Source organism: Lysobacterales bacterium (assembly GCA_014946745.1).
GTDB lineage: Bacteria > Pseudomonadota > Gammaproteobacteria > Xanthomonadales > Xanthomonadaceae > Aquimonas.
The window spans coordinates 447237-467379 of sequence record JADCRD010000001.1 but is presented as its reverse complement, the minus strand read 5'-3'; the positions used below and the strand labels follow the sequence as shown (position 1 = coordinate 467379).

The window sequence follows — 20143 nt, the reverse complement described above, 5'->3', positions numbered from 1 at the left end:
GGGCGCTCCGAAGGACACCTGCAGAGCGCGGGCTGTGCAGCGGACGCGGTGCCCGCGCAGCGTCCAGGCGTGCGCCGTCAGTAGACGTTCGACTGGAGCCGGCGCCCGCCCGCCAGCGTGAGTTCGCGCGGCAGCCATTCCACGGTGAAGCGGCCGGGTGCGCCCGCCACGAACGCCCGCTCCTGCTCGCTGATCGCGCGCTGCTGCAGGCAGTCGAACTCGCGCACCTCGTGGGCCTTCAGGGGCTGCTGGGCGGTGATCTCGAAGTAGCACAGCGACAGGCTCAGCGGCTGCTCGCGATCGCGGGCGCGCAAGGTGCCGGCCAGCTGCACCACGTCCTCGGCGCTGCGATTGCGTATGCGCAGACTCAAGCGCATGCGCTCCGGGCTGCCGCGGTCAGGCGATGCGACGCGCTTGGCCGCGCTGCCCGGCACAAGGGAGGCGCCGCTGCCGGTATCGATGGCGGCGCGGACGATGTCGGCGCTGACGATCTGGCGCAGCGGCGCCAGCGCACGCTCACGCTCGGCGTCCCTGCCCTGCTGGGCCACCGCCTCCTGCGCCATGCGCGCCTCCCACTGTTTCTCGAGTTCGATCGCCTCGGCAAAGGTGCGTGCGGTGAAGGGCATGTCCGGGTCGCCCATGCCGGCCGGCAGGTAGTCGCCGTTGCTGCGCTTCACGTAGGCCTCGACCCGCGCGCGATCCTCGGCTTCGAGCCTGGCCAGCTGCACGTCCACCGCGGTGAGGTCGGTGCTGCCGAAGGGCAGCTCGGTGCGCAGCGGGTCACGGCTGCAGCGCGCGCCAAACGCGAGCAGGGCGACGAAAGCGCCGCCGATCAGAATCTGCTTGAGGCTCATCGCAACTCCAGCCGCAGGGGCACCTCAAGCATGGCGCCCCGTCGCGGTGTGCTTCAAGCCTCACGCCTTCGCCGCAGGACGCGCGCTGGCCCGAACCAAGGCTCAGCGCTGCATGCGTCGCGACCAGCGCTCGGCCAGGCTGCGGTCGAAGATCTCGCTGGCCAGCAGGCTGCCCAGGGCGACCAGCGGCGCGGTCGCCGCCTGCACAACGTCCTGGCCCGTCCGACCGTAGTGCAAGACGGTATTGATGCGGTCGATGGCCAGATCGGGCTGCAGCGCATCGAGGCCCTTCAGCTCAGCCTGCAGCGCCTCCAGCGCCGCCTGCTCTGCGTGGCCGAACTCAACGCGGGCGCGCTCGATGTGCGCGCAGAGCTCGGCGGCATCGAAGAGATTGAACTCGATCTGGGCGGACACCGTACGCAGTCGCAGCCGACGCATCAGCAGGACGCGCGAGGTTTCGACGGCTTCGACGCTGGGCAGGAACAGGCTGACCGCGCCGTGCAGGCGATTCAATCGATGGCTCTTGAACAGCAGGCGCAGGTTGGTGAGATGCAGGCCTCCTCCGACCACCTCCTTGCCCTTCATGCCCAGCAGAAAGCCAAGGTCGCCGAACACGAAAGGTCGCAAGCCAAAGCGCGCGGGGTCGATCACCAGATTGCCGGGCGTCGACTGCAGCAGGCGCTCGCCGGGCAGCAGATCCTGCGGCTGCAGCTCGATCTGCGCGCGCACCCAACGCGAACGCATGAAGGCCCACATCAGACCACCGAAGCTGAGCCCGCTGCTGAGCCCGGCGACTGCCCCGAACGCGAGCGCCTTCGCCAAGGCCACCTCCTGGCTCCACAGCTGCCAGGCGAAGAAAGGACCCATCGCCAGTCCGAACAGGGCACCAGCCAGCCCCGCCGCGCGCAGACTTGATTTCATCCGGATCGACCTCAGAAAGAGGGGTCGCATTATGCTGTGGCGCCACGCCCGCGCTTTCCCGTCGAACCGACGCGACTCTCCGGAATCTCATGGAACTGCTGATCCTGCTTGGCCTGATCCTGCTGAACGGCGTATTCGCCGCGTCGGAGATGGCCCTGGTGTCTTCGCGCAGCGCGCGTTTGCAGGCGCGCGCCGAGGCCGGCAGTGCCGGTGCGCGCGCGGCGCTCAAGCTCAGCGACGACCCGGCGGTTTTCCTGTCCACCGTACAGGTCGGCATCACCACCATCGGCATCCTGAGCGGCGCGTTCGGCGAGAACGCGATCGCCGAGAGGTTGATCGGCGTGTTCGAGCAGGTGCCGCTGATTGCCGAGCACAGCGAACTGCTCGCGACGATCTGCATGGTCATCGCCGTGACCTACTGTTCGGTCGTGCTCGGCGAGATCGTGCCCAAGCGTTTGGCCCTTCTGGCCCCTGAGCGCTTCGCGAGTTTCGTGGCGCCGCCGATGATCGTGCTGGCGAAGTTCGCACACCCGCTGGTCAGCCTGTTCAGTCTGTCGAGCAACCTGCTGCTGCGACTGCTCGGCGCGAAGCAGCGCAGCGAGCCCGAAGTGAGCGAAGAAGAAGTGCGAACGATGATCGCGCAAGGCGCGGCCAGCGGTGTCTTCAAGGCGGTCGAACACACCATGGTCGGCAATGTGTTCCGCATGGACGACATCGAAGTGCGGGCGATCATGACGCCGCGCGTCGACATCCGCTGGCTCGACGTCGAGGATCCGCACGAGGTCAACCATGCGGTGCTGCGCGAAGGCCGCTACCAGACCCTGCCCGTGGGCCGCGGCAGCCTTGACGAAGTGCTGGGCTTGCTCGATGCGAAGGACTACCTCGCGCGCTGCCTCGAAGGCCAGCCGCCTTCGCTGGAAGTCGCCCTGCATCCGCCGGTCTATGTGCCGGAGTCGATCAGTCCCTTCCAGCTGCTGGAAACCCTGCGCCGCAAGCGCAGCCATCTGGCCCTGGTGGTCGACGAGTACGGCAGCATCGAGGGTCTGGTCAGCCTGACCGATCTGCTCGAAGCCCTGGTCGGCGAGCTGCCGGAGCGCGGCGCCGAGCCCAGCGATTCCGCCGTGCAGCGTGAGGACGGCTCGTGGCTGATCGACGGCATGGTCGCTATCGATCGCGTCGAGGAGCTGCTCGGCGGCGACCTCAAGCTGCAGCAGGATGAGGCCGACGTACACACCTTGGGCGGGCTGGTAATGCACCTGCTGGGCCGGGTGCCGCAGGTCGGCGCGATCGTCGAGCTGCCCGGCCTGCGCATCGAAGTGGTCGACATGGACGGCAATCGCGTCGACCGCCTGCTGCTGTCGCGCAATGCGACGGCCGCCGTAGCCTCCGACTTCGACTGCTGATTGCTCGCCGGCGCGGCGCGTGCAGCCGCGCCTCAGTCGAGGCTGAGGTCGAGCCCCAGCTCCTGCAGCTGCTCGCATTCGGTGGCGAGATCGGCGCGCGACAGCGGATGCTGGACCAGCCAGCTGCTCGGCAGCTTGAGCCGCAGGCCGCGCTCGCTGGCCTCGGCGCTGAACTGGGCCAGACCCGCCGGGTCGTGGCTGCGATGCAGCAGCACGGCGAGCCGCAGCAGCACCACGCAGCGCAGCGTGGTCAAGGGGTCACGCCCACCGGCGCCGGCCAGCACCGACTTGTGCACGCCGCGCCGCTGCGAGCGCACCAGGGCAGCGAGGAACTGCTGCTCCTGATTCGAGAAGCCGGCGATGTCCGAGTGCTCGATCAGGTAGGCGCCGTGCACGTGATGCTGGCTGTGCGCGATGGCCTGTCCGATCTCGTGCACGCGCGCGGCCCACGCAAGGCTGAGGCGCTCGTCCTCGCCCAGCTTCCAGGCGGTGGCCACCTGGTCGAAGAGGGCGAGCACAGTGACCTCGACACGCGCGGCCTGGGCGGCATCGACGCCGTAGCGCTGGGCCATCGCCTGGATGGAGCCATCGCGCGGATCGCGCAGGGCGACGCGGCCCAGCATGTCGTAGAGAACGCCTTCGCGCATCGCGGTCTGGGCGACCTTCATCTGCGCGAGACCCAGCTCGTTGAAGGCGGCCTCCAGCACCAGCACGCCGCCGGCGATCACTGGCCGTCGCTCCTCCGTCAGCTCAGGCAGCTGGATCGCGTCCATATCCTCGAAGCCGAGCAGGGCCTCGCGCACTGCAGCGAGGCCTTCCAGCGTGATCTCGCCGCGGCCGAGCTTCATGCCCTTGATGATCTTGCCGATCGCCTTGACCGTGCCGGACGAGCCGATCACGTCCTTCCAGCCGCGCGCGCGGTAGATCGAGGCGAACTGCTGGAACTCGGCCGAGATCTCGGTCAGGCCCTCCTTCCAGCGCTTGCGCGACAGCCGGCCGGCGCCGAAGAAGCGGCGCGTGGTCGCCACGCAGCCCATCTGCAGGCTCTCGCGCTCGAGCGGCTCGAAGCCCTCGCCAATGATGAACTCGGTGCTGCCGCCGCCGATGTCGATCACCAGGCGCCGACTGCTCTTGGGCGGCAGGCCTTGGGCGACGCCGAGGTAGATCAGACGCGCTTCCTCGCGGCCCGAGACCACTTCGATGCGATGGCCGAGCGCGGTCTGCGCCGGCACCAGGAAGGACTGCGGGTTGCGCAGCTGGCGCACGGTGTTGGTGGCGATCGCGCGCACCCGGTTGTGCGGGATGTTGCGCAGGCGCTGGCCCATGCGCTCCAGGCACTCCAGCGAGCGCCACAGCGCTTCGGGCGTGAGCTCGCCGCGCTCGGTCAGGCCGGACGCCGTGCGCACCGACTCGCGCAGGCGATCGACCACCCGCAGCTGGCCCAGGGTGTGCCGGGCCACGATCATGTGGAAACTGTTCGAGCCGAGATCGACCGCAGCCATCAGTTCGTTCTCGGCCAGGCCGGCCGTGTCGGCCTTCAGCAGGGTCTCGGGCATGCGCGGCTCCCTCAGTGGCACAGCAGGGCGAGCAGGAACTGTTGCGCCGAATGCGGCATCTCGTCCTCGGCGGGTTCGATACGCGCGTAGCTGCCGTCGGACTTCAGCTCCCAGGCCTGGGTGTTGTCGCGCAGGTAGTTGTCGAGCTCTTCAGTGCGCACGCGCTCGGCCAGCGTGGGATCCAGGATGGGGAAACAGGTCTCGATGCGGCGCAGCAGGTTGCGTTCCATCCAGTCGGCGCTGGAGGCATACAGCTCGGGCTCGCCGCCGTTGGCGAACCAGTAGATGCGGCTGTGCTCCAGGAACCGGCCGATGATCGAGCGCACGCGGATGTTCTCGGACACACCCTGGACGCCGGGCCGCAGCCCGCAGGCCCCGCGCACGATCAGCTCGACCTTCACGCCGGCTTGCGAGGCGTGATAAAGCGCGCGGATCACCTTGGGCTCGTTGATCGCGTTGAGCTTGGCGATGATGCCGCTGGGCTTGCCGGCGCGCGCGTTGGCGGCCTCACGCTCGATCTTCTTGAGCAGGCCCGGATGCAGGGTGAAGGGCGACTGCAGGATCCGCTTCAGGCGGATCGCAGGGGCGAGGCCCGACATCTGCTGGAATAGCAGATGCACGTCCTCGCCGATGTCGGCGTTGGCCGTGATCAGGCCGATGTCGGTGTACACCTTGGCGGTGCCGCTGTGGTAGTTGCCGGTGCCGAGATGCACATAGCGCTGCAGCTTCTTGGCCTCGCGGCGCACGATCAGCAGCATCTTGGCGTGGGTCTTGTAGCCGACCACGCCGTAGACGACCTGCACGCCGGCCTCCTGCAGACGATCGGCGAGGCGCAGGTTGGCCTCTTCGTCGAAGCGCGCGCGCAGTTCGATGACGACGGTGACGTCCTTGCCGTTGCGCGCGGCCTCGATCAGCGAGCTCACCAGCGGCGAGTTGTGGCCGGTGCGGTACAGGGTCTGCTTGATCGCCAGCACGTTGGGGTCGTGCGCGGCGGTCTTCACCAGGTCGAGGATCACACCGAAGCTGTCATAGGGGTGGTGCAGCAGCACGTCGCCGCGTCGCACAACCTCGAACAACTCCTCGCCAGTCTCGTGCGGATGAAGACGCGGCTTGAAGGCGGGGAACTTCAGATCCGGCCGCTCGACCATGTCGTACACGGCGGTCACGCGGTTGAGGTTCACCGGGCCGTTGATGCGGTAGATCGCCGACTCTGGCAGCTCGAAATGGCGCAGCAGCTGCTTGACGATGGGCTTGGGACAGGTGTCGGCGATCTCCAGCCGCACCGCGTGCGAATAGCCGCGACCGACCAGCTCATCGCGCAGCGCCGAGGCCAGGTTCTCGACTTCGTCCTCGTCGACGAACAGCTCCGAGTTGCGGGTGACGCGGAACTGGTAGGTGCCCTTCACCGTCATGCCGGGGAAGAGATCCTCGACGAAGGCCGAGAGCACGGCCGAGAGCAGAACGAAATCGTGGCTGCCCCCGGAGACGTTCTCCGGCAGCTGGATGATGCGCGGCAGCGAGCGCGGCGCCCGCACCAGGGCCAGGCCGCCGCTGCGGCCGAAGGCATCCTGGCCCTGCAGCACCACGACCAGATTCAGGCTCTTGTTGAGAATGCGCGGAAAGGGATGCGCCGGGTCGACGGCCAGCGGCGAGAGCACAGGCGTGATCTCGGTGTCGAAGTAGTCCTTGAGCCAGCGCTTCTGCTTGGCGCTCCAGCTGTCGCGGGTGAGGATGCGGATGCCGGCATCGTTCAGCGCTGGACGCAGGGTCTCGTTCCAGTAGCGGTACTGGGCGTCGACCAGCTCGCCGGCGCGGGCGTAGATCTGCGCCAGCGCGGCGGTGGGCGCGATACCGTCGGCCATGCCGCCGCCGCCGAAATCCTGCTGGTGGCGGATCGCCGCCACCCGGATCTCGAAGAACTCGTCCAGGTTGGTGCAGCTGATGCACAGGTAGCGCAGCCGCTCCAGCAGAGGCACGCGCTCGTCCATCGCCTGCGCCAGCACGCGGAAATTGAACTCGAGCTGGGACAGCTCGCGGTTGATGTAGAGCGACGGATCGGTGAGATCGCGGTCCTGGGCCATGGCGTTGGGGTCTGTGCGGAATCAGCGGGGCGCTTGGCGCCGAAGCCTGCCATGATGCCGCAAGTGTCGGCGGGTGATTGAGGCAATCGCAGCAGCGAGGCTTCCGCCTCGCGAGCGCAGTGGGGTCAGGCTGCGTCCGAGCCGACCGCCGCACGCTGCACACGATGGCGGGCGTCGAACACGCAGCAGAAGCGGCTGCCGACGCCGACCTCGCTGTCGATCGTCAGCTGGGCCTGATGCAGCTGCAGGATGTGCTTGACGATGGCGAGCCCGAGCCCGGTGCCGCCGGAATCGCGCGAGCGGCTGGACGAGACGCGATAGAAGCGCTCGGTCAGCCGCGGCAGATGCTGGGGGGCAATGCCGGGGCCGGTGTCGACCACGCACAGGCTGACGCCTCCGGCCGCGGTCGGGTGGAACTCGACGCGCACGCGACCGCCCTCCGGGGTGTAGCGCACGGCGTTGATGACCAGGTTCGAGAACGCACTGTGCAGCTCCTTGGCCGAGCCCAGCAGGTCGCACTCGACGCGGTCGTCGATCTCGATCCGGTGACGGCCGAGGCTCATGCCTTCGGCCTCGCTGCGCAGCGCGGACAGCATCAGGGCCATGTCTACGCGCTCATGCGGCAGCGACTCGCGCGATTCCAGCCGCGACAGGGTCAGCAGGTCCTCGACGATCTGGGTCATGCGCCCGGACTGCCGGCGCATCTCGGTGAGCATGCCCGACCACTCGGGCACATCCTCGGGCTCCAGCATGTCGAGGTAGCCGTGCAGCACGGTCAGCGGGGTGCGCAGCTCGTGCGAGACGTTCGCCACGAAGTCGCGGCGCACCTGCTCCAGGTGCAGCAGCTTGCTGATGTCACGGGCGATCAGCAGCTGCTCCTCGGGCGTGTACTCCAGCAGGCGCATCGACAGCCGCAGGCCTTCCGCACCGGTGCCCTGGACATCGATGAGCGGCTCGGCGGCACCCGCTTCGAGCCAGGCGGTCACCTGCGGCGAGCGCACCAGGTTGCTGAACCGATTGCCGATGTCTTTGGGGTAACACAGCCCCAGCAGATGCTCGCTGGATTCATTGAACCACTCGATGCGCTGCTCGCGGCGGCTCAGCACCACCACGGCATCGGGCAGTGCCGCCGCAGCCTGGCGGAACGCGCGCAGGGTGCCGAGCAGCCGCCGCTTGCGTTCGCGGTTCTCGCGCTGACGCAGGTAGAGCACGCGGGTGAGCTCCGAGAAAACGCCCTGCCCCTGCGCGCGCTCCAGCCACTCGCGACGGTTGAGCTGGCCCAGCAGCGCGTGCAGCTGGGCGTAGTGCCAGACCAGCACGCCGAGCAGGCCTGCACACAGCAGCGGCCACGGATGACCACTGAGCAGGCCCAACAGCAGGCTGCCGAGCACGACCAGCGCGAGGCGCCCGGCGGTGTGCTGCCAGGCGCGCTTCAGGGTCGCGGGCGTGGGGAATCGCGTCTTGCGCACGGAAGGCCGGGCAGCGGAGGTCCGCGCAAGCTTACGCCGGGCAGGCACGTGCGATCAGAGGTCGGTCGAGAAGCGATAGCCGGCGCCGCGCACGGTCTGCACCAGGCCATCGAGCGCGTGCGGCTCAAGCGTCTTGCGCAGGCGGCGGATATGCACGTCGACGGTGCGCTCTTCCACATAGACGTTGCCGCCCCAGACGTGGTCGAGCAGCTGGGTGCGGCTGTACACGCGCTCGGGATGGGTCATGAAGAAGTGCAGCAGCCGGTACTCGGTGGGGCCGATGTGGATGGGCGTCTCGCCGGCATAGACGCGATGCGCGGCGCCGTCGATGCGCAGGCCGCCGAGCGCCACGCTGCCGTCCTCTTCGTCGCCGCGCGAGCGTCGCATCACCGCTTTGATGCGGGCCAACAGCTCGCGCGCCGAGAAGGGTTTGACCACGTAGTCGTCGACGCCGGCCTCAAGCCCGCTGACGCGGTCGTTTTCTTCGCCGCGCGCGGTCAGCATGATGATCGGCACTTCGCGGGTCAGGCCCTCCTTGCGCAGGCGGCGGGCGAACTCGACGCCGCTCATGCCGGGCAGCATCCAGTCGAGCAGGATCAAGTCCGGCACCCGGCTGACGATGGCCGCCTGGGCTTCGCGGGCGTCACCGGCGTGTACGGGCTCGTACTCGGCCTTGCGCAGGGCAAAGGCCACCATGTCGCGAATGGCGGGCTCGTCGTCGACGATCAGAATCTGCTTCTGCACGGGGCGTCCTTGAGGGGTTTTCAGCCGCCGGCAAAGTAGATAACAGTTTTATGTCCCTGGCGTGACAGACCCCGAGGCGCTGAAACCGAAGCTGCGGTTGCTGCCCGGCTCGCGGCCTGCACGGTAGCCACGCTCGCGCAGCTCCAGCACCACGGGGGTCAATTCGGCGATGCGCGCATCGATGCGCGAGCGCTGGTAATAGTCGAGATCATCGCGCTGTTTCAGGGCCTGCAGCTGATTCAGCGCGTCTTCGGCGCGACCCGACAGGTACGCGGCCTCGGCATGCGCCTCCGACGCCCGCACCGGGTCACCGGCCAACTCGCTGGCACGACCAAAGCTGCGCTGCAGCGCGATGTCCTCCCCCGCCGAGAGCAGCAACGGACGCAGCACGGCCTGAGCGCGGCGGCCCTGGGCTTCGCCGCCGCTGCGGATCAAGGCATCGGCATAGCTCAGGCTGACCGGCCGGCTGCGCGGATGCGCCTCGAACAGGGCCTGGAACAGGGCTTCCGCCTCTTTCTGGCGACCGCCCAGATGCAGCGCTTCCGCCCGCGCGAGGTCGAGCCAGTAGCCCGGCGGCGCCCGTTCGATACGTGCGAGCTGTTGCAGCGCCGCCGCGGAATCGCTGGTGCGGGCCAAGGCCAGCGCGTAGCCGTAGCGCTCGGGGTCGGACAACCCCTCACCGTGGGCCGCCGCGCGCTTGGAGAACTCATCCAGCGCCTGCGCGGGGCTGTCGGCACTCAGCACCCGCAGGCGCGCCTGCACCCAGGGAAACAGCGCGCGGCTCGGCCGGGCATCGAGGCCCACGGCAGAGAAGTGGCGCTCGGGCAGCAGCGGGTTCAAGGGGCTGTCGTCGAGCCGCGGCGGCGGCTGGAAGCCGATCGGGATGCGGCTGCCCTCGGCACGGCCTTTGGCCTCGCTGATGCGGCTGCTGGTCACCGGATGCGTGCGCAGGAACTCGGGGGCTTCCTGCTCGCCGATGGTCGAGCGCAGGGTGCGGTGCATGCGCGCGAAGAAGTCCGCCATGGCCATCGGCTGGTAGCCCGCACGCGCCAGGGTGAGGATGCCGATGCGATCGGCTTCGTACTCGTTGCTGCGGGTGTGATTGATCTGCCGCTGCTGCATCAGCGCCATACCGCTGACGATCGCCGCCTGGGTGGCATTGCCGGCGCTGCTGCCGCCGGCGCTCTGCGCGGCGGCGATAGCCCCCAGCGTGGCCAGCAGAATCGGCAGCGTGTCTTTCTGCTGACGCTCCACCGCGCGCACGATGTGCCGCTGGGTGACATGGGCGATTTCGTGTGCCATCACGGCCGCCACCTCGTCCTCGCTGGTGGCGGTGAGCACCAGGCCGGAGTTCATGCCGATGTAACCGCCGAGGGTGGCGAATGCGTTGATGTCGCGGGCGCGCATCCAGAAGAAGGTGAAGTCCTGCTGCGGCCGCTCGCTGACGCTGGCAAGGCGCTGGCCGAGCGCGCTCAGATACTCGTCGAGCAGCGGGTCTTCGAGCAGCATGCCGTAAGCGCGAAGCTCGCGGCGGGTGTACTCGCCGTACATCGCCTCTTCGGCCGGGGTGATCAGACTGCCGGCCGACGACCCCATGTCGGGCAGGGCCAGCGGATCGCGCGACTGCGCTGACGCTGCGCCAGCCATCACCAGGGCGGCGGGCAGCAACATCAGGCGAAGGCATCGGACGAATCGGAGCGGCGGGGCCATGGGCCGAATTCCTGGGCAGCGACAGTGGGCCATCTTGGACGCACGCGGGGCGGGCGGGGTTAATCCGCCGTAAAGGCCAGCGACTGCTTCAAGCGGCGTTGCGGAACACGATGAAGTACATGAGCCCGACGTTGGCGGCCAGCAGCAGCAGCGCCGTCGGAATCTGCACACGGATGACCGCATACGGGTCGCGCAGTTCCAGCAGCGCAGCGGGAACGAGATTGAAGTTGGCGGCCATCGGCGTCATCAGGGTGCCGCAGTAGCCGGAAAGCATGCCGATCGCCGCCAGCGAGGCCGCATCCGCACCGTGCAGCTGCACCAGCAAGGGCAGGCCGATGCCGGCCGTCATCACCGGGAAGGCCGCGAAAGCATTGCCCATGATCATGGTGAATCCGGCCATGCCCAAGGCGTAGGCCAGCACCACCACGAACCGGTTGTCGACCGGAATCCACGCGCGCACCAGCTCGGCCACCGCTTCGCCCACGCCGGCGGCCGCGAACACGCTGCCCAGGGTGGCGAGCAGCAGCGGCAGGAGCGCCGCCCAGCCGATCGCATCGACCAGCCCGCGCGACTGCTCCATCGCCCGTAGCGGCGAGGTCCGCGTCAGCGCGCAGGCGGCCAAGAGGGCGAGGACACAGGCCAGACCGAGGCCGACCTGGGTGATCATCTCGCTGCCGAACAGCCGCCACTCGCCCCAGCCGATGCCGGCGCCGAACAGCACCACGGCCACCGTCACCAGCGGAATGACCAGCGCCGGCGCGAACAGGCGATGGCCGAAGCGTGCGGCCGAGGCGGCAAGTGTTTCTGCAGACGCCGGCTCGACGCGGCCGGCGCGCACGCCGCCGAACCCGGCAAGCAGGGCGAGCGCCACGACCACGCCGCCCATCCAGGCCGCAGGCAAGCGGTCGCCAATCAGAAAAGAGAGCGACAGCAGGCCCCAGAAAGACGCGGTCATCGCCCGCCGCGGATTCGCGGTATCCAGCGCGGACAGCCAGGCGATGCGGGCGACGTAGAGACCCGCGAGCAGGTAGATCAGCGGCAGCGAGATCACGGCGGTGCCTCCGCCGCTGCGCGTGCAGCCGCGCGCGCCAAACGCGCGTCCAGCCGCAGCAGGCGGCCGCCGTGGATGGCAAAGGCACACAGCGCGGTCGGAATGCCCCACAGCGCGATGTCGATCGGCCGCAGCTCGATGCCATGGTCGGCAAAGAAGCTCTGCATCAGCAGCACGGCGCCGAAGGCGATGAACACGTCCTCGCCGAAGAACATGCCGACGTTGTCGGTGCCCGCGCACAGCGCGCGCAGGCGCTCGCGCTCGGCCGCCGGCAGCAGGCCGTGGCGCGACTCGGCGGCGGCCTCGGCCATCGGCGCCAGCAGCGGGCGCACGGTCTGCGGATGCCCACCCAGGCTGTGCAGACCGATCATCGAGAGAAGCTGCCGAAGCGCGAGGTAGACCAGCAGCAGGCGGCCGGCGGTGGCCGCGCGCAGTCGCACGATCACCGTTTGCACGTGCTGCTTCAGGCCATGCCGCTCGAGCACTGCGATCACCGGCAGGGTCAGCAGCAGCAGGGCGAGGAAACGGTTCTTGACGAAGGCCGTGCCCAGCAGCTCCAGTGTCGCCACCGGCGCGATACCGGCGAGCAGCGCCGTGGCGAAACCCGCTCCGACCACCACCAGGGCGGGGTTCAGACGCAGGGCGAAGCCGAGCACGACCAGGCCAACGCCAGCCAAGGGCAGCAGATTGACCGTCGCACTCACGGTGCGGCGACCCCCACGCCCGCGGCAGCGAGACTCGCACGCAGGCGCTGCGCGAAGTCGACGGCGTCGGCGCGATCGCCGTGCAGGCACAGGGTATCGGCGTCGACCCGCACGGTCTCACCGCTACGCGCGAGCACTTCGCCGCGTGCGATCAGTCCCAGCACTTGCGCCTCGGCGGCAGCGAAATCGTGCAGCACCGCACCCGGCAGGGCGCGCGGGGTGAGGCTGCCGTCTGCCTCGTAGGCGCGCTCGGCGAACGCCTCGCCGACGACGCTGAGTCCGTGGGCGCGTCCGGCCTCGATCAGGGCGCTGCCGGCCAGACCGTACAGCTTCAGCTGCGGGTCGAAGTCACGCACTGCGCGGGCGATGGCCTCGGCGAGCGTCGCATCGCGCGCGGCCTGGTTGTACAGCGCGCCGTGCGGCTTGACGTGGTGCAGACGCCCGCCCGCCGCGCGCACGAACGCTGCCAGCGCACCGATCTGGTAGAGCACGTAGGCATAGGTTTCGGCGCTGCTGGCGGCGAGCGCGCGGCGGCCATAGCCCTGCAGATCGGGCCAGCCGGGATGCGCGCCGATGGCAACGCCGTGTTCGAGGCAGAGCGCCACCGCTGCGCGCATGTGCAGCGGATCGCCGGCATGGAAGCCGCAGGCGATGTTGGCGGACGAGGCCAAGGGGATCAGGGCGGCGTCGTTGCCCATGCGCCAGTCGCCGAAGCTCTCGCCCACATCGCAGTTGAAGTCGATGCGTCTGCGCATGCCCTGCCCCCGTGCTGGAAGCCGGCAGTCGAGCATGTCGGTGCGAGCGCTGTAAAGCCGCGAGGGCGACGTCTGTGAGCTGGCGGAGGGAGTGGGATTCGAACCCACGGTGACATCGCTGCCACGCCGGTTTTCAAGACCGGTGCCTTAAACCGCTCGGCCATCCCTCCGCGGGGCCGCGATTGTAGCCACTCAGCGCGCGGCCAGCACGCGCGATGTTCGTCCGGTGAGTACTGAACGGCTCGGCTGCTCGCACATGACGGCTGCCGCTGAGCGGCCTCACGGCGCAAACCGAGGCAGCCATCGGTCACAGCGTCCGCGCCGTTCCGCGGCGAATGCAGTGTTTGGTGATCCCGTTCACTCGCAACCCGCCACGCTCCGCCCTAGACTCGGCACAGTTTTTTGCATTTGGTCCTCGCATGCGCTTCGCTTCCTGGTCCGTCCGCTCCACCTTCGCCTGTGCGCTTGGCACTCTGGCGCTCGCGGTCAGCGCTGCCGCAGTCGCCAGCGGCGATACCCGCATCCACGCCCATGCCGAGGCTCGACTGCAAGCGGATCCACGCGCGCCGGATCGGCTCAACCTGCAGATCGAAGGCCAGACCCTGCAGCTGCGCCTGCGTGAGAACTCAGCCCTGCTCGCCTCGCTGCCGCCCGCGGCGCGCGCTTCAGGGAGCGCCCTGGGCACCCACTTCGAAGGCGAGATCGAGGGCATCGCGGGCAGCTGGCTGCGCCTGTCGCTGGTCGACGGCCACTACTCCGGCGCCTATTTCGATGGTGCCGAGCTGGTGCTTCTCGATCGCGCGGAAACGCTGGCGAGCAGTCTGGTGAAGCGCGCGCCGACATCACCGGATGCCCTGCTGGCCTACCGCCTGCGCGATGTGGAACTGCCCGGCCTGATCGACGAGGTGGTCACGGTGCCGGGCTATCCCCTGAAGGCCGCGCCCGCGCGCACCGACTATGCGAGCTTCACGCGCCACCTGCGCGCCGCTCCGGGTACGGAAAAGCTGGGCGGACCGGTACGCCAGATGCGCCTGACGGTCATTACCGACACCGAATTCGCAGGCGTGCACGGCAGCAACCGCGATGCGGTGGTGGCCTCGCGTGTCAACGTGGTGGACGGCATCTACAGCGACCAGTTCCAGACCCGCATCGTGGTCGGCGAACTGCGCCACTTGAGCGACAACGGCACGCTCAATACGACCGTGGTCAGCGGCAGCGATACGCTGCTCACGCGCTTCCGCACCTATATGGTCAGCGGTGCCGGCAGCAGCATCCCCAAGGGCGGCCTAAACCATCTTTTCAGCGGCAAGGATTTCGATGGCTCGACGGTCGGCGTGGCCTACGTTTCCACGCTGTGCAGCACTTCGTTCGGCTACGGCATCAACCAGGTGCGCGCTGCCAATACAACCACGGCACTGACCATCGCCCACGAGATGGGCCACAACTTCGGTGCCAGCCACGACGGCCAGACCGGCAGCGTCTGCGAGTCACAGACCGGCAGCTGGCTGATGAGCCCGAGCCTCAATGGATCCAGCACCTTCTCGCCCTGCGCGCGCACCTCGATCGAGCCGCGCATCCAGCAGGCGACCTGCTTCCAGCCGGTGACGGTGGAAGGTGCGCTGTTCCGCAATGGCTTCGAGGTACAGTGATCCACGGCTCCCGTCAGGGAGGGTCTGAGCAACTCCATCCGGGCCTTGTTCAGACGTCGCGAGTCCGGCGCGGGGCCGGACGCGTTCGGCGGCTGCGCGGCGACGCCTTCGCTGCGCTCGGACTTCCCAGATCAAGCGCATACGTGATCGATCCGCGTGCACGCCATCCGTGGCGCGCCGGAAGCTCCGATAAACCAGAGCTTCCCTAGCGGGCGACGAGCACCCACGCGGATGCCAGCAGCAGCACGGCGACGGCCACGGCAAGCAATCGACCGCGCGATGCCCGAGGAGGACGCGGCGCGCGCAGCAGCCGCGAGGTGGTACGCGGCGCGATATCAGCCGCCGCTGGCTCGGCCAGCACCAAGGTTTCGATGACCTGCAGCACGGCCTCTGCCGAGTCGAGCCGATCCTCAAGGCGCTTGGCCAGCAGCGCGTCGATCAGCGGCTGCAGCCAGTCCACGGCGCGCGGCAGTTCGGGCAGCGGAGCGCGCTCGTGCAGTTCGGCCAGGGTCAGCGGATCCTCGCTTCGGTAAGGCAAGCGGCCGCTCAGCAGTTCAAAAGCCATCACGCCTAGGCTGTAGAGGTCGGCGCGCGCATCGACGGGCTCGCCGCGGGCCTGCTCCGGTGCCATGTAGGCCGCGGTGCCGGCGATCTGCCCGGTGCGCGAGGAGCCCGCGCCCAGTGCGGGCGGCAGCACGCTGTCGGCAGGCCCAGGCTGGGCCGGCGCACGGATCGGCTGCAGCAGACCGAAATCGACCAGCACCGCTCGGCCCTCGGCGTCGAACAGCACGTTGCCGGGCTTCACGTCGCGATGCACCAGGCCGCGCTGGTGCAGGGCCGACAGCGCTGCGAGGATTTGCTTCAGCACCGTCAGGGCCTGCACCGCCGGCAGCGCGCGACCAGACTCCAAGCGCTGGCGCAAGCTGCCGCACGGCAGGTACTCGCTGACGATCTGTACGCCATCAGGACCGCGCTGCACCTCGATCACGCGCTCAAGGTGCGGATGGCGCAGGCCGCGCGCGCGCTGGACGGCAGCGAGCAGCGCCTCCAGTCCGTCTTCGTCGGCTTCGAGATCGGCGCGGATCAGCTTCACCGCGACCGGCCGATGGCGCAGGGGATGCTCAGCCAGATAGACCCGCGCGCTGCTGCCGCCGCCCAGAAGACGCTGGATGCGGAAGCCCGCCACCTCGCGCGGAGTGTCGGCCGGCAGCCGCGGCAGCTCGCGGCTCACGCCTCGGCCGCCTCCGGCCACAGGCTGCGCCCGCCGCTGGCGCCCTTCAGCTTGTCGACCCAGACGCGATGCGCCTGCAGATCGTCATCGCTGGCGGCGACCACGCGCAGCTGGCCCGGATCGAAGATGACCCGACGCGCGCTGGCCGCGGCGGCGCTCTCGGCGACCACCGCCAGACCAAGATCGGTCTGGCCCGAGGTCATCGCGAGGTAGACATCGGCCAGCAGCTCGGCGTCGAGCAAGGCGCCGTGCAGGTTGCGGTGGCCGTTGTCCACGCCCAGGCGCTTGCACAGCGCGTCCAGGCTGTTGCGCTGGCCGGGATAGCGCTCGCGCGCCATCGCCAGGGTGTCGGTCACGATCGCGAGATCGCGCACGCCAGGGGCGTTCGGCAGGCGCGCCAACTCGGCGTTGAGGAAGCCGACGTCAAAGGCCGCGTTGTGGGCGATCAGCTCGGCGCCACGCAGGAACTCGATCAGCTCATCCGCGATGCCAGCGAAGCGTGGCTTGCCTTCCAGAGACTCCAGGCTGATGCCGTGGACCGCCTGGGCGCCCTCGTCGATTTCGCGCTCGGGGTGGATGTAGTGGTGAAAGGTACGGCCCGTCAGCCGGCGGTTGACGATCTCGACCGCGCCGATCTCGATGATGCGGTGACCGCGCTCGACCGGCATGCCGGTGGTTTCGGTATCGAGGACAACCTGCCTCATGCGGCCTTCTCCTTGATGCGCTGAGCGGCGTCGCGGGCCAGCTGGTCGACGCGCTCGTTCTCGACGTGGCCGGAGTGCCCGCGCACCCAGCGCCAGTCGACCTTGTGCGACTTCTGCGCGGCCAGCAGGGCGCGCCAGAGATCATCGTTCTTCACCGGCTTGCCGTCGGCGGTCTTCCAGCCGCGCCGCTGCCAGCCGCCGATCCACTCGCTGATGCCCTTCTGCACGTACTGCGAGTCGGTATGCAGCACCACCCGGCAAGGCTCGCGCAGGGCCTCAAGCGCGCGAATCGCAGCCAGCAGCTCCATGCGGTTGTTGGTGGTGTCAGGCTCACCGCCAGCCAGCTCCTTTTCGTGCGCGCCATGACGCAGCAGCGCGCCCCAGCCGCCGGGGCCGGGGTTTCCCAGGCAGGCGCCGTCGGTGTAGATCTCAACTTCCTTCATGGGGCTCCCATTCGTGCAGCCGCCAGCGCGCGACGCGCCGGCAGCGGAGTCAGGCCGTGGCGGCGACGCTTGAATTGCAGCAGCAGGCTGGCGCAGAGCGTGGTCGACTGCAGCACCGCAGGGCCGGGCTCGGCGGCCAGAGCCCAGGGCCAGCGGGGACCCAGGCCACGTACAGCGCGCAGCTCGAAGCCGGCGGCTTGCGCGCGCTGGCGCATCCGATTCACCGACAGCGGCAGCAGGCGGTAGCGCTGCCAATGCAGACGCCAGGCCGATAGCCCGTTGAGGCCCACCAGTACCAGCTCACCTTCCGGTTGCAGCAGCTCGGCGGCCTCGGCGAAATCGAAGCGCTCGAACGCAGGCTGCGAAGGCAGATGCCACGCGACGATCAGGCCGAAGCTCTCGCGACAGAACGGCAGGCCGTCGAGATCCGCGCGCAGTGGCCCGACCAGCGCCCCGCTGCGCGTCTCGAAGCCCACGGACAGCGCCGCGCGAGGGCCTTCAAGCGCCACATCGAAACCGGCAGCGCGACTGCCGCAGAGCAGCAACGCGCGGCTGCCAACGCAACGGCCACCAAACTCATGCAGGCCGGGAGCCTCGCAGGCCAGCAGACGCGCGCCGGCGGCGCTGGCGAACCAGTCGAGCGGAGGCGTCACGGAGGCAGCGGACAGTGCGGGCATCGGCGCCATTGTCTGCGAATCGCAGCCGCAGTGGCAGCCACGCTCAGGGCGTACGCCGAACCTCGCTGACGCCGGGCACGACGGTCAGCTTGCCAAGCAGCTCGCCCAGCTGCTGGAAATCGTTGACGCGCAGCGAAAAGCGCAGCTCCGCCTTCGAGGTCTCGGGGTCCATGCGGCTGTTCACCCCCAGCACGTAGGCGTTGGCCACGCCGATCACGTTCGTGAGGTCCTTCAACAGCCACTTGCGGTCGATGGCACGCACCAGCACGTCGACCTGGTAGCTCTGGCCGCCGCGACGACCCCACTCCACCGGCAGCACGCGCTCGGGGTGGCGCGCAGCCAGATGCTGCATGGACGGGCAGTCCTCGCGGTGGATGCTGACCCCGCGCCCGCGGGTGAGGAAGCCGACAATGGGATCGCCCGCCACCGGCTGGCAGCAGCGTGCCAGCTGTGTCAGCAGATTGCCCACGCCTTCGATGGTGAGACCGCGATCGGGCTTCGGCGGCTTGGCGGCCGAGATCAGCGGCTTTGGCGCTTCGGGCTCCTGCTTGGGGCTGGTGACCTCGTGCAGGGCGCGCGCAACCTGGCTGGGACCGAGATCACCGAGCGCCACCGCGAAGTAGAGATCCTCGATCCGCGGCAAGCGGAACTTCGCCAGCACCAGGTTCAGGTCCAACTGGTGCAGAGCCAGGCGCTTCAGTTCTTTGTCCAGCACCTCCCGGCCTTCCTGCAGATTGCGAGCCTGGTCGAGCTTGTGGAACCACGCCCGCACCTTGTCGCGGGCGCGGCCAGAGATGAGATAGCCCGCCCCCTGCAGCAGCCAGTCGCGGCGCGGCTCGGAGACCTTGCCGGTGAGGATCTCTACGCGGTCGCCCGAGCGCGGCGCATAGGTCAGCGGCACGATGCGGCCGTTGACCTTGGCGCCACGGCAGCGATGACCGACTTCCGTGTGCACGTGGTAGGCGAAATCCAGCACCGTGCCGCCGCGCGGGAGGTCGATCACCTGCCCCTGCGGTGTCAGCAGATAGACCCGGTCCTCGATCAGCTCGGTCGACAGCCCGGCCAGCAGCGCCGTGTCCTCCTCGCCCTCCTTGCCTTCCAGCAGCTGGCGCATCCAGGCGATCTTGCGTTCGAACTCGGCGTCGCCGCCGCCGCCCTCCTTGTAGCGCCAGTGCGCGGCAACACCCAGCTCGGCGTGCTGGTGCATCTCGTGGGTGCGGATCTGGATCTCCAGCGTCTTGCCCTCGGGCCCGACCACGGCCGTGTGCAGGCTGCGGTAGTTGTTGCCCTTGGGGTTGGCGATGTAGTCGTCGAACTCGGAGGCGATCGGCGTCCACAGGCTATGGGCTGCGCCGAGCGCCGCGTAGCAGGCGGTGAGGTCATCGACCAGCACACGCACCGCGCGAATGTCATAGAGATCAGAGAACGGCACGTCCTTGCGCTGCATCTTCTTCCAGATGCTGTAGATGTGCTTGGGCCGGCCGGCGACCTCGGCGCGGATGCCGGCCTCCGCCAGTGCGGCCCGCAGACGCGCCTTGGCGTCTTCGATGAAGCGCTCGCGGTCGCCGCGCTTCTCGTCCAGCAGCTTGGCGATGCGTCGGTAGGTGTCGGGCTGCAGGTAGCGGAAGGCGAGGTCTTCCATCTCCCACTTCAGCTGCCAGATGCCCAAACGGTTCGCCAGCGGCGCGTGGATGTCAGCGCTCAACTGGGCCAGACGTCTGCGCGAATCCTCGTCCAGTTCACTCGCGGCGCGCATCTTCGCCAGCTGCCGCGCCAGCAGAATCAGCACCACCCGCAGGTCGCGAATGATCGCCAGCAGCAGCCGGCGCAGGCCCTCAGCGCTGCTGCGCGCACCGCGCTCGCCCCACAGCGCCCACACTTTCTCGGCCTCGTGCAGGCCTTCCAGCAAGGTTCTCACCGAGGCCGATACGGGCCACGGCGGCTTCGCTTCAACCTCAGGCCCAGCGGCGTAGAGCATCGCCGCCTGCAGGGTGTCCGCATCGGCACCCAAGCGATCCAGCAGCGCCAGGCTGTCCGTCAGCACGCCCTGTTCGGAGAAAGCGACGCCACTAGCCTCCAACCATGCGCCCACCTCTGCGGGCAGCGCGGGGCTGTGTGGCGCGCGCTGCCGCAGCCAGTCGACCGGCGATGATAGGGCGGGCTTGCTCATGCCTCACAGTGGACTGCAAAA

At 68.9% G+C, this 20143-nt stretch carries 17 protein-coding genes and 1 tRNA gene; 2 read left to right on the top strand and 16 right to left on the bottom strand.

What is annotated here, in order from left to right; all coding sequences use genetic code 11:
• Nucleotides 1-77: 77 nt before the first annotated feature.
• Together H4O13_01930 and H4O13_01925 are read right to left on the bottom strand one after the other, a co-directional pair.
• A complete protein-coding gene (locus tag H4O13_01930; GenBank protein MBE5314139.1) occupies nt 78-854 on the bottom strand; it encodes a hypothetical protein in 777 nt (258 codons plus the stop codon).
• Nucleotides 855-956: 102 nt separating this feature from the next.
• Nucleotides 957-1775: a hypothetical protein gene (locus H4O13_01925; GenBank protein ID MBE5314138.1), complete on the bottom strand. Its 819-nt coding sequence runs from the start codon at nt 1773-1775 to the stop codon at nt 957-959.
• An 89-nt stretch (nt 1776-1864) separates the two neighbouring features.
• Here H4O13_01925 and H4O13_01920 point away from each other — a divergent pair, with 89 nt between their 5' ends.
• A complete protein-coding gene (locus H4O13_01920; protein ID MBE5314137.1) occupies nt 1865-3178 on the top strand; it encodes an HlyC/CorC family transporter in 1314 nt (437 codons plus the stop codon).
• 32 nt (nt 3179-3210) lie between these two features.
• Here H4O13_01920 and H4O13_01915 read toward each other — a convergent pair whose 3' ends face one another.
• The 9 genes from H4O13_01915 to H4O13_01875 all read right to left on the bottom strand — a co-directional run bounded on the left by H4O13_01915 (nt 3211) and on the right by H4O13_01875 (nt 13418).
• Nucleotides 3211-4734, bottom strand: coding sequence for a Ppx/GppA family phosphatase (locus H4O13_01915; GenBank protein MBE5314136.1), 1524 nt, complete (start codon nt 4732-4734; stop codon nt 3211-3213).
• Nucleotides 4735-4745: 11 nt separating this feature from the next.
• Nucleotides 4746-6815 carry a polyphosphate kinase 1 gene (ppk1, locus tag H4O13_01910; protein MBE5314135.1) on the bottom strand — a complete coding sequence of 690 codons (2070 nt, stop codon included), beginning with the start codon at nt 6813-6815 and terminating at the stop codon, nt 4746-4748.
• Nucleotides 6816-6940: 125 nt separating this feature from the next.
• Nucleotides 6941-8251: a phosphate regulon sensor histidine kinase PhoR gene (phoR, locus tag H4O13_01905; protein MBE5314134.1), complete on the bottom strand. Its 1311-nt coding sequence runs from the start codon at nt 8249-8251 to the stop codon at nt 6941-6943.
• A gap of 87 nt (nt 8252-8338) precedes the next feature.
• Entirely contained in the window at nt 8339-9028 is a 690-nt protein-coding gene (gene phoB / locus H4O13_01900; protein MBE5314133.1) for a phosphate regulon transcriptional regulator PhoB, read from the bottom strand.
• Between the two features lie 48 nt (nt 9029-9076).
• Nucleotides 9077-10738 (bottom strand): M48 family metallopeptidase, encoded by a 1662-nt coding sequence (locus H4O13_01895; protein MBE5314132.1) that lies wholly within the window; start codon nt 10736-10738, stop codon nt 9077-9079.
• Between the two features lie 88 nt (nt 10739-10826).
• Complete coding sequence (locus tag H4O13_01890) at nt 10827-11789, bottom strand: DUF979 domain-containing protein (GenBank protein ID MBE5314131.1); 963 nt, start codon at nt 11787-11789, stop codon at nt 10827-10829.
• Nucleotides 11786-12493 carry a DUF969 domain-containing protein gene (locus H4O13_01885; protein MBE5314130.1) on the bottom strand — a complete coding sequence of 236 codons (708 nt, stop codon included), beginning with the start codon at nt 12491-12493 and terminating at the stop codon, nt 11786-11788. Before H4O13_01885 ends, H4O13_01890 begins: the two co-directional genes overlap by 4 nt.
• Complete coding sequence (locus H4O13_01880; protein MBE5314129.1) at nt 12490-13248, bottom strand: LamB/YcsF family protein; 759 nt, start codon at nt 13246-13248, stop codon at nt 12490-12492. The genes H4O13_01885 and H4O13_01880 overlap by 4 nt, the downstream gene beginning before the upstream one ends.
• 80 nt (nt 13249-13328) lie before the next feature.
• A tRNA-Ser gene (locus H4O13_01875) sits at nt 13329-13418 on the bottom strand.
• A 249-nt stretch (nt 13419-13667) separates the two neighbouring features.
• On the opposite strand from H4O13_01875, the gene H4O13_01870 reads away from it, so the two are divergent.
• Nucleotides 13668-14897 carry a hypothetical protein gene (locus H4O13_01870; protein ID MBE5314128.1) on the top strand — a complete coding sequence of 410 codons (1230 nt, stop codon included), beginning with the start codon at nt 13668-13670 and terminating at the stop codon, nt 14895-14897.
• 205 nt (nt 14898-15102) lie between these two features.
• Here the strand turns inward: H4O13_01870 and H4O13_01865 are convergent, their stop codons facing one another.
• The 5 genes from H4O13_01865 to H4O13_01845 are packed head-to-tail and all read right to left on the bottom strand — an operon-like array spanning nt 15103 to nt 20122.
• Entirely contained in the window at nt 15103-16128 is a 1026-nt protein-coding gene (locus H4O13_01865; GenBank protein MBE5314127.1) for a serine/threonine protein kinase, read from the bottom strand.
• Nucleotides 16125-16832 (bottom strand): DNA polymerase III subunit epsilon, encoded by a 708-nt coding sequence (gene dnaQ / locus H4O13_01860; GenBank protein ID MBE5314126.1) that lies wholly within the window; start codon nt 16830-16832, stop codon nt 16125-16127. The genes H4O13_01865 and dnaQ overlap by 4 nt, the downstream gene beginning before the upstream one ends.
• Complete coding sequence (gene rnhA, locus H4O13_01855; protein MBE5314125.1) at nt 16829-17275, bottom strand: ribonuclease HI; 447 nt, start codon at nt 17273-17275, stop codon at nt 16829-16831. Before rnhA ends, dnaQ begins: the two co-directional genes overlap by 4 nt.
• Nucleotides 17272-17952 carry a hypothetical protein gene (locus tag H4O13_01850; protein MBE5314124.1) on the bottom strand — a complete coding sequence of 227 codons (681 nt, stop codon included), beginning with the start codon at nt 17950-17952 and terminating at the stop codon, nt 17272-17274. Before H4O13_01850 ends, rnhA begins: the two co-directional genes overlap by 4 nt.
• A gap of 43 nt (nt 17953-17995) precedes the next feature.
• A complete protein-coding gene (locus H4O13_01845) occupies nt 17996-20122 on the bottom strand; it encodes a bifunctional (p)ppGpp synthetase/guanosine-3',5'-bis(diphosphate) 3'-pyrophosphohydrolase (protein ID MBE5314123.1) in 2127 nt (708 codons plus the stop codon).
• Nucleotides 20123-20143: the final 21 nt, after the last annotated feature.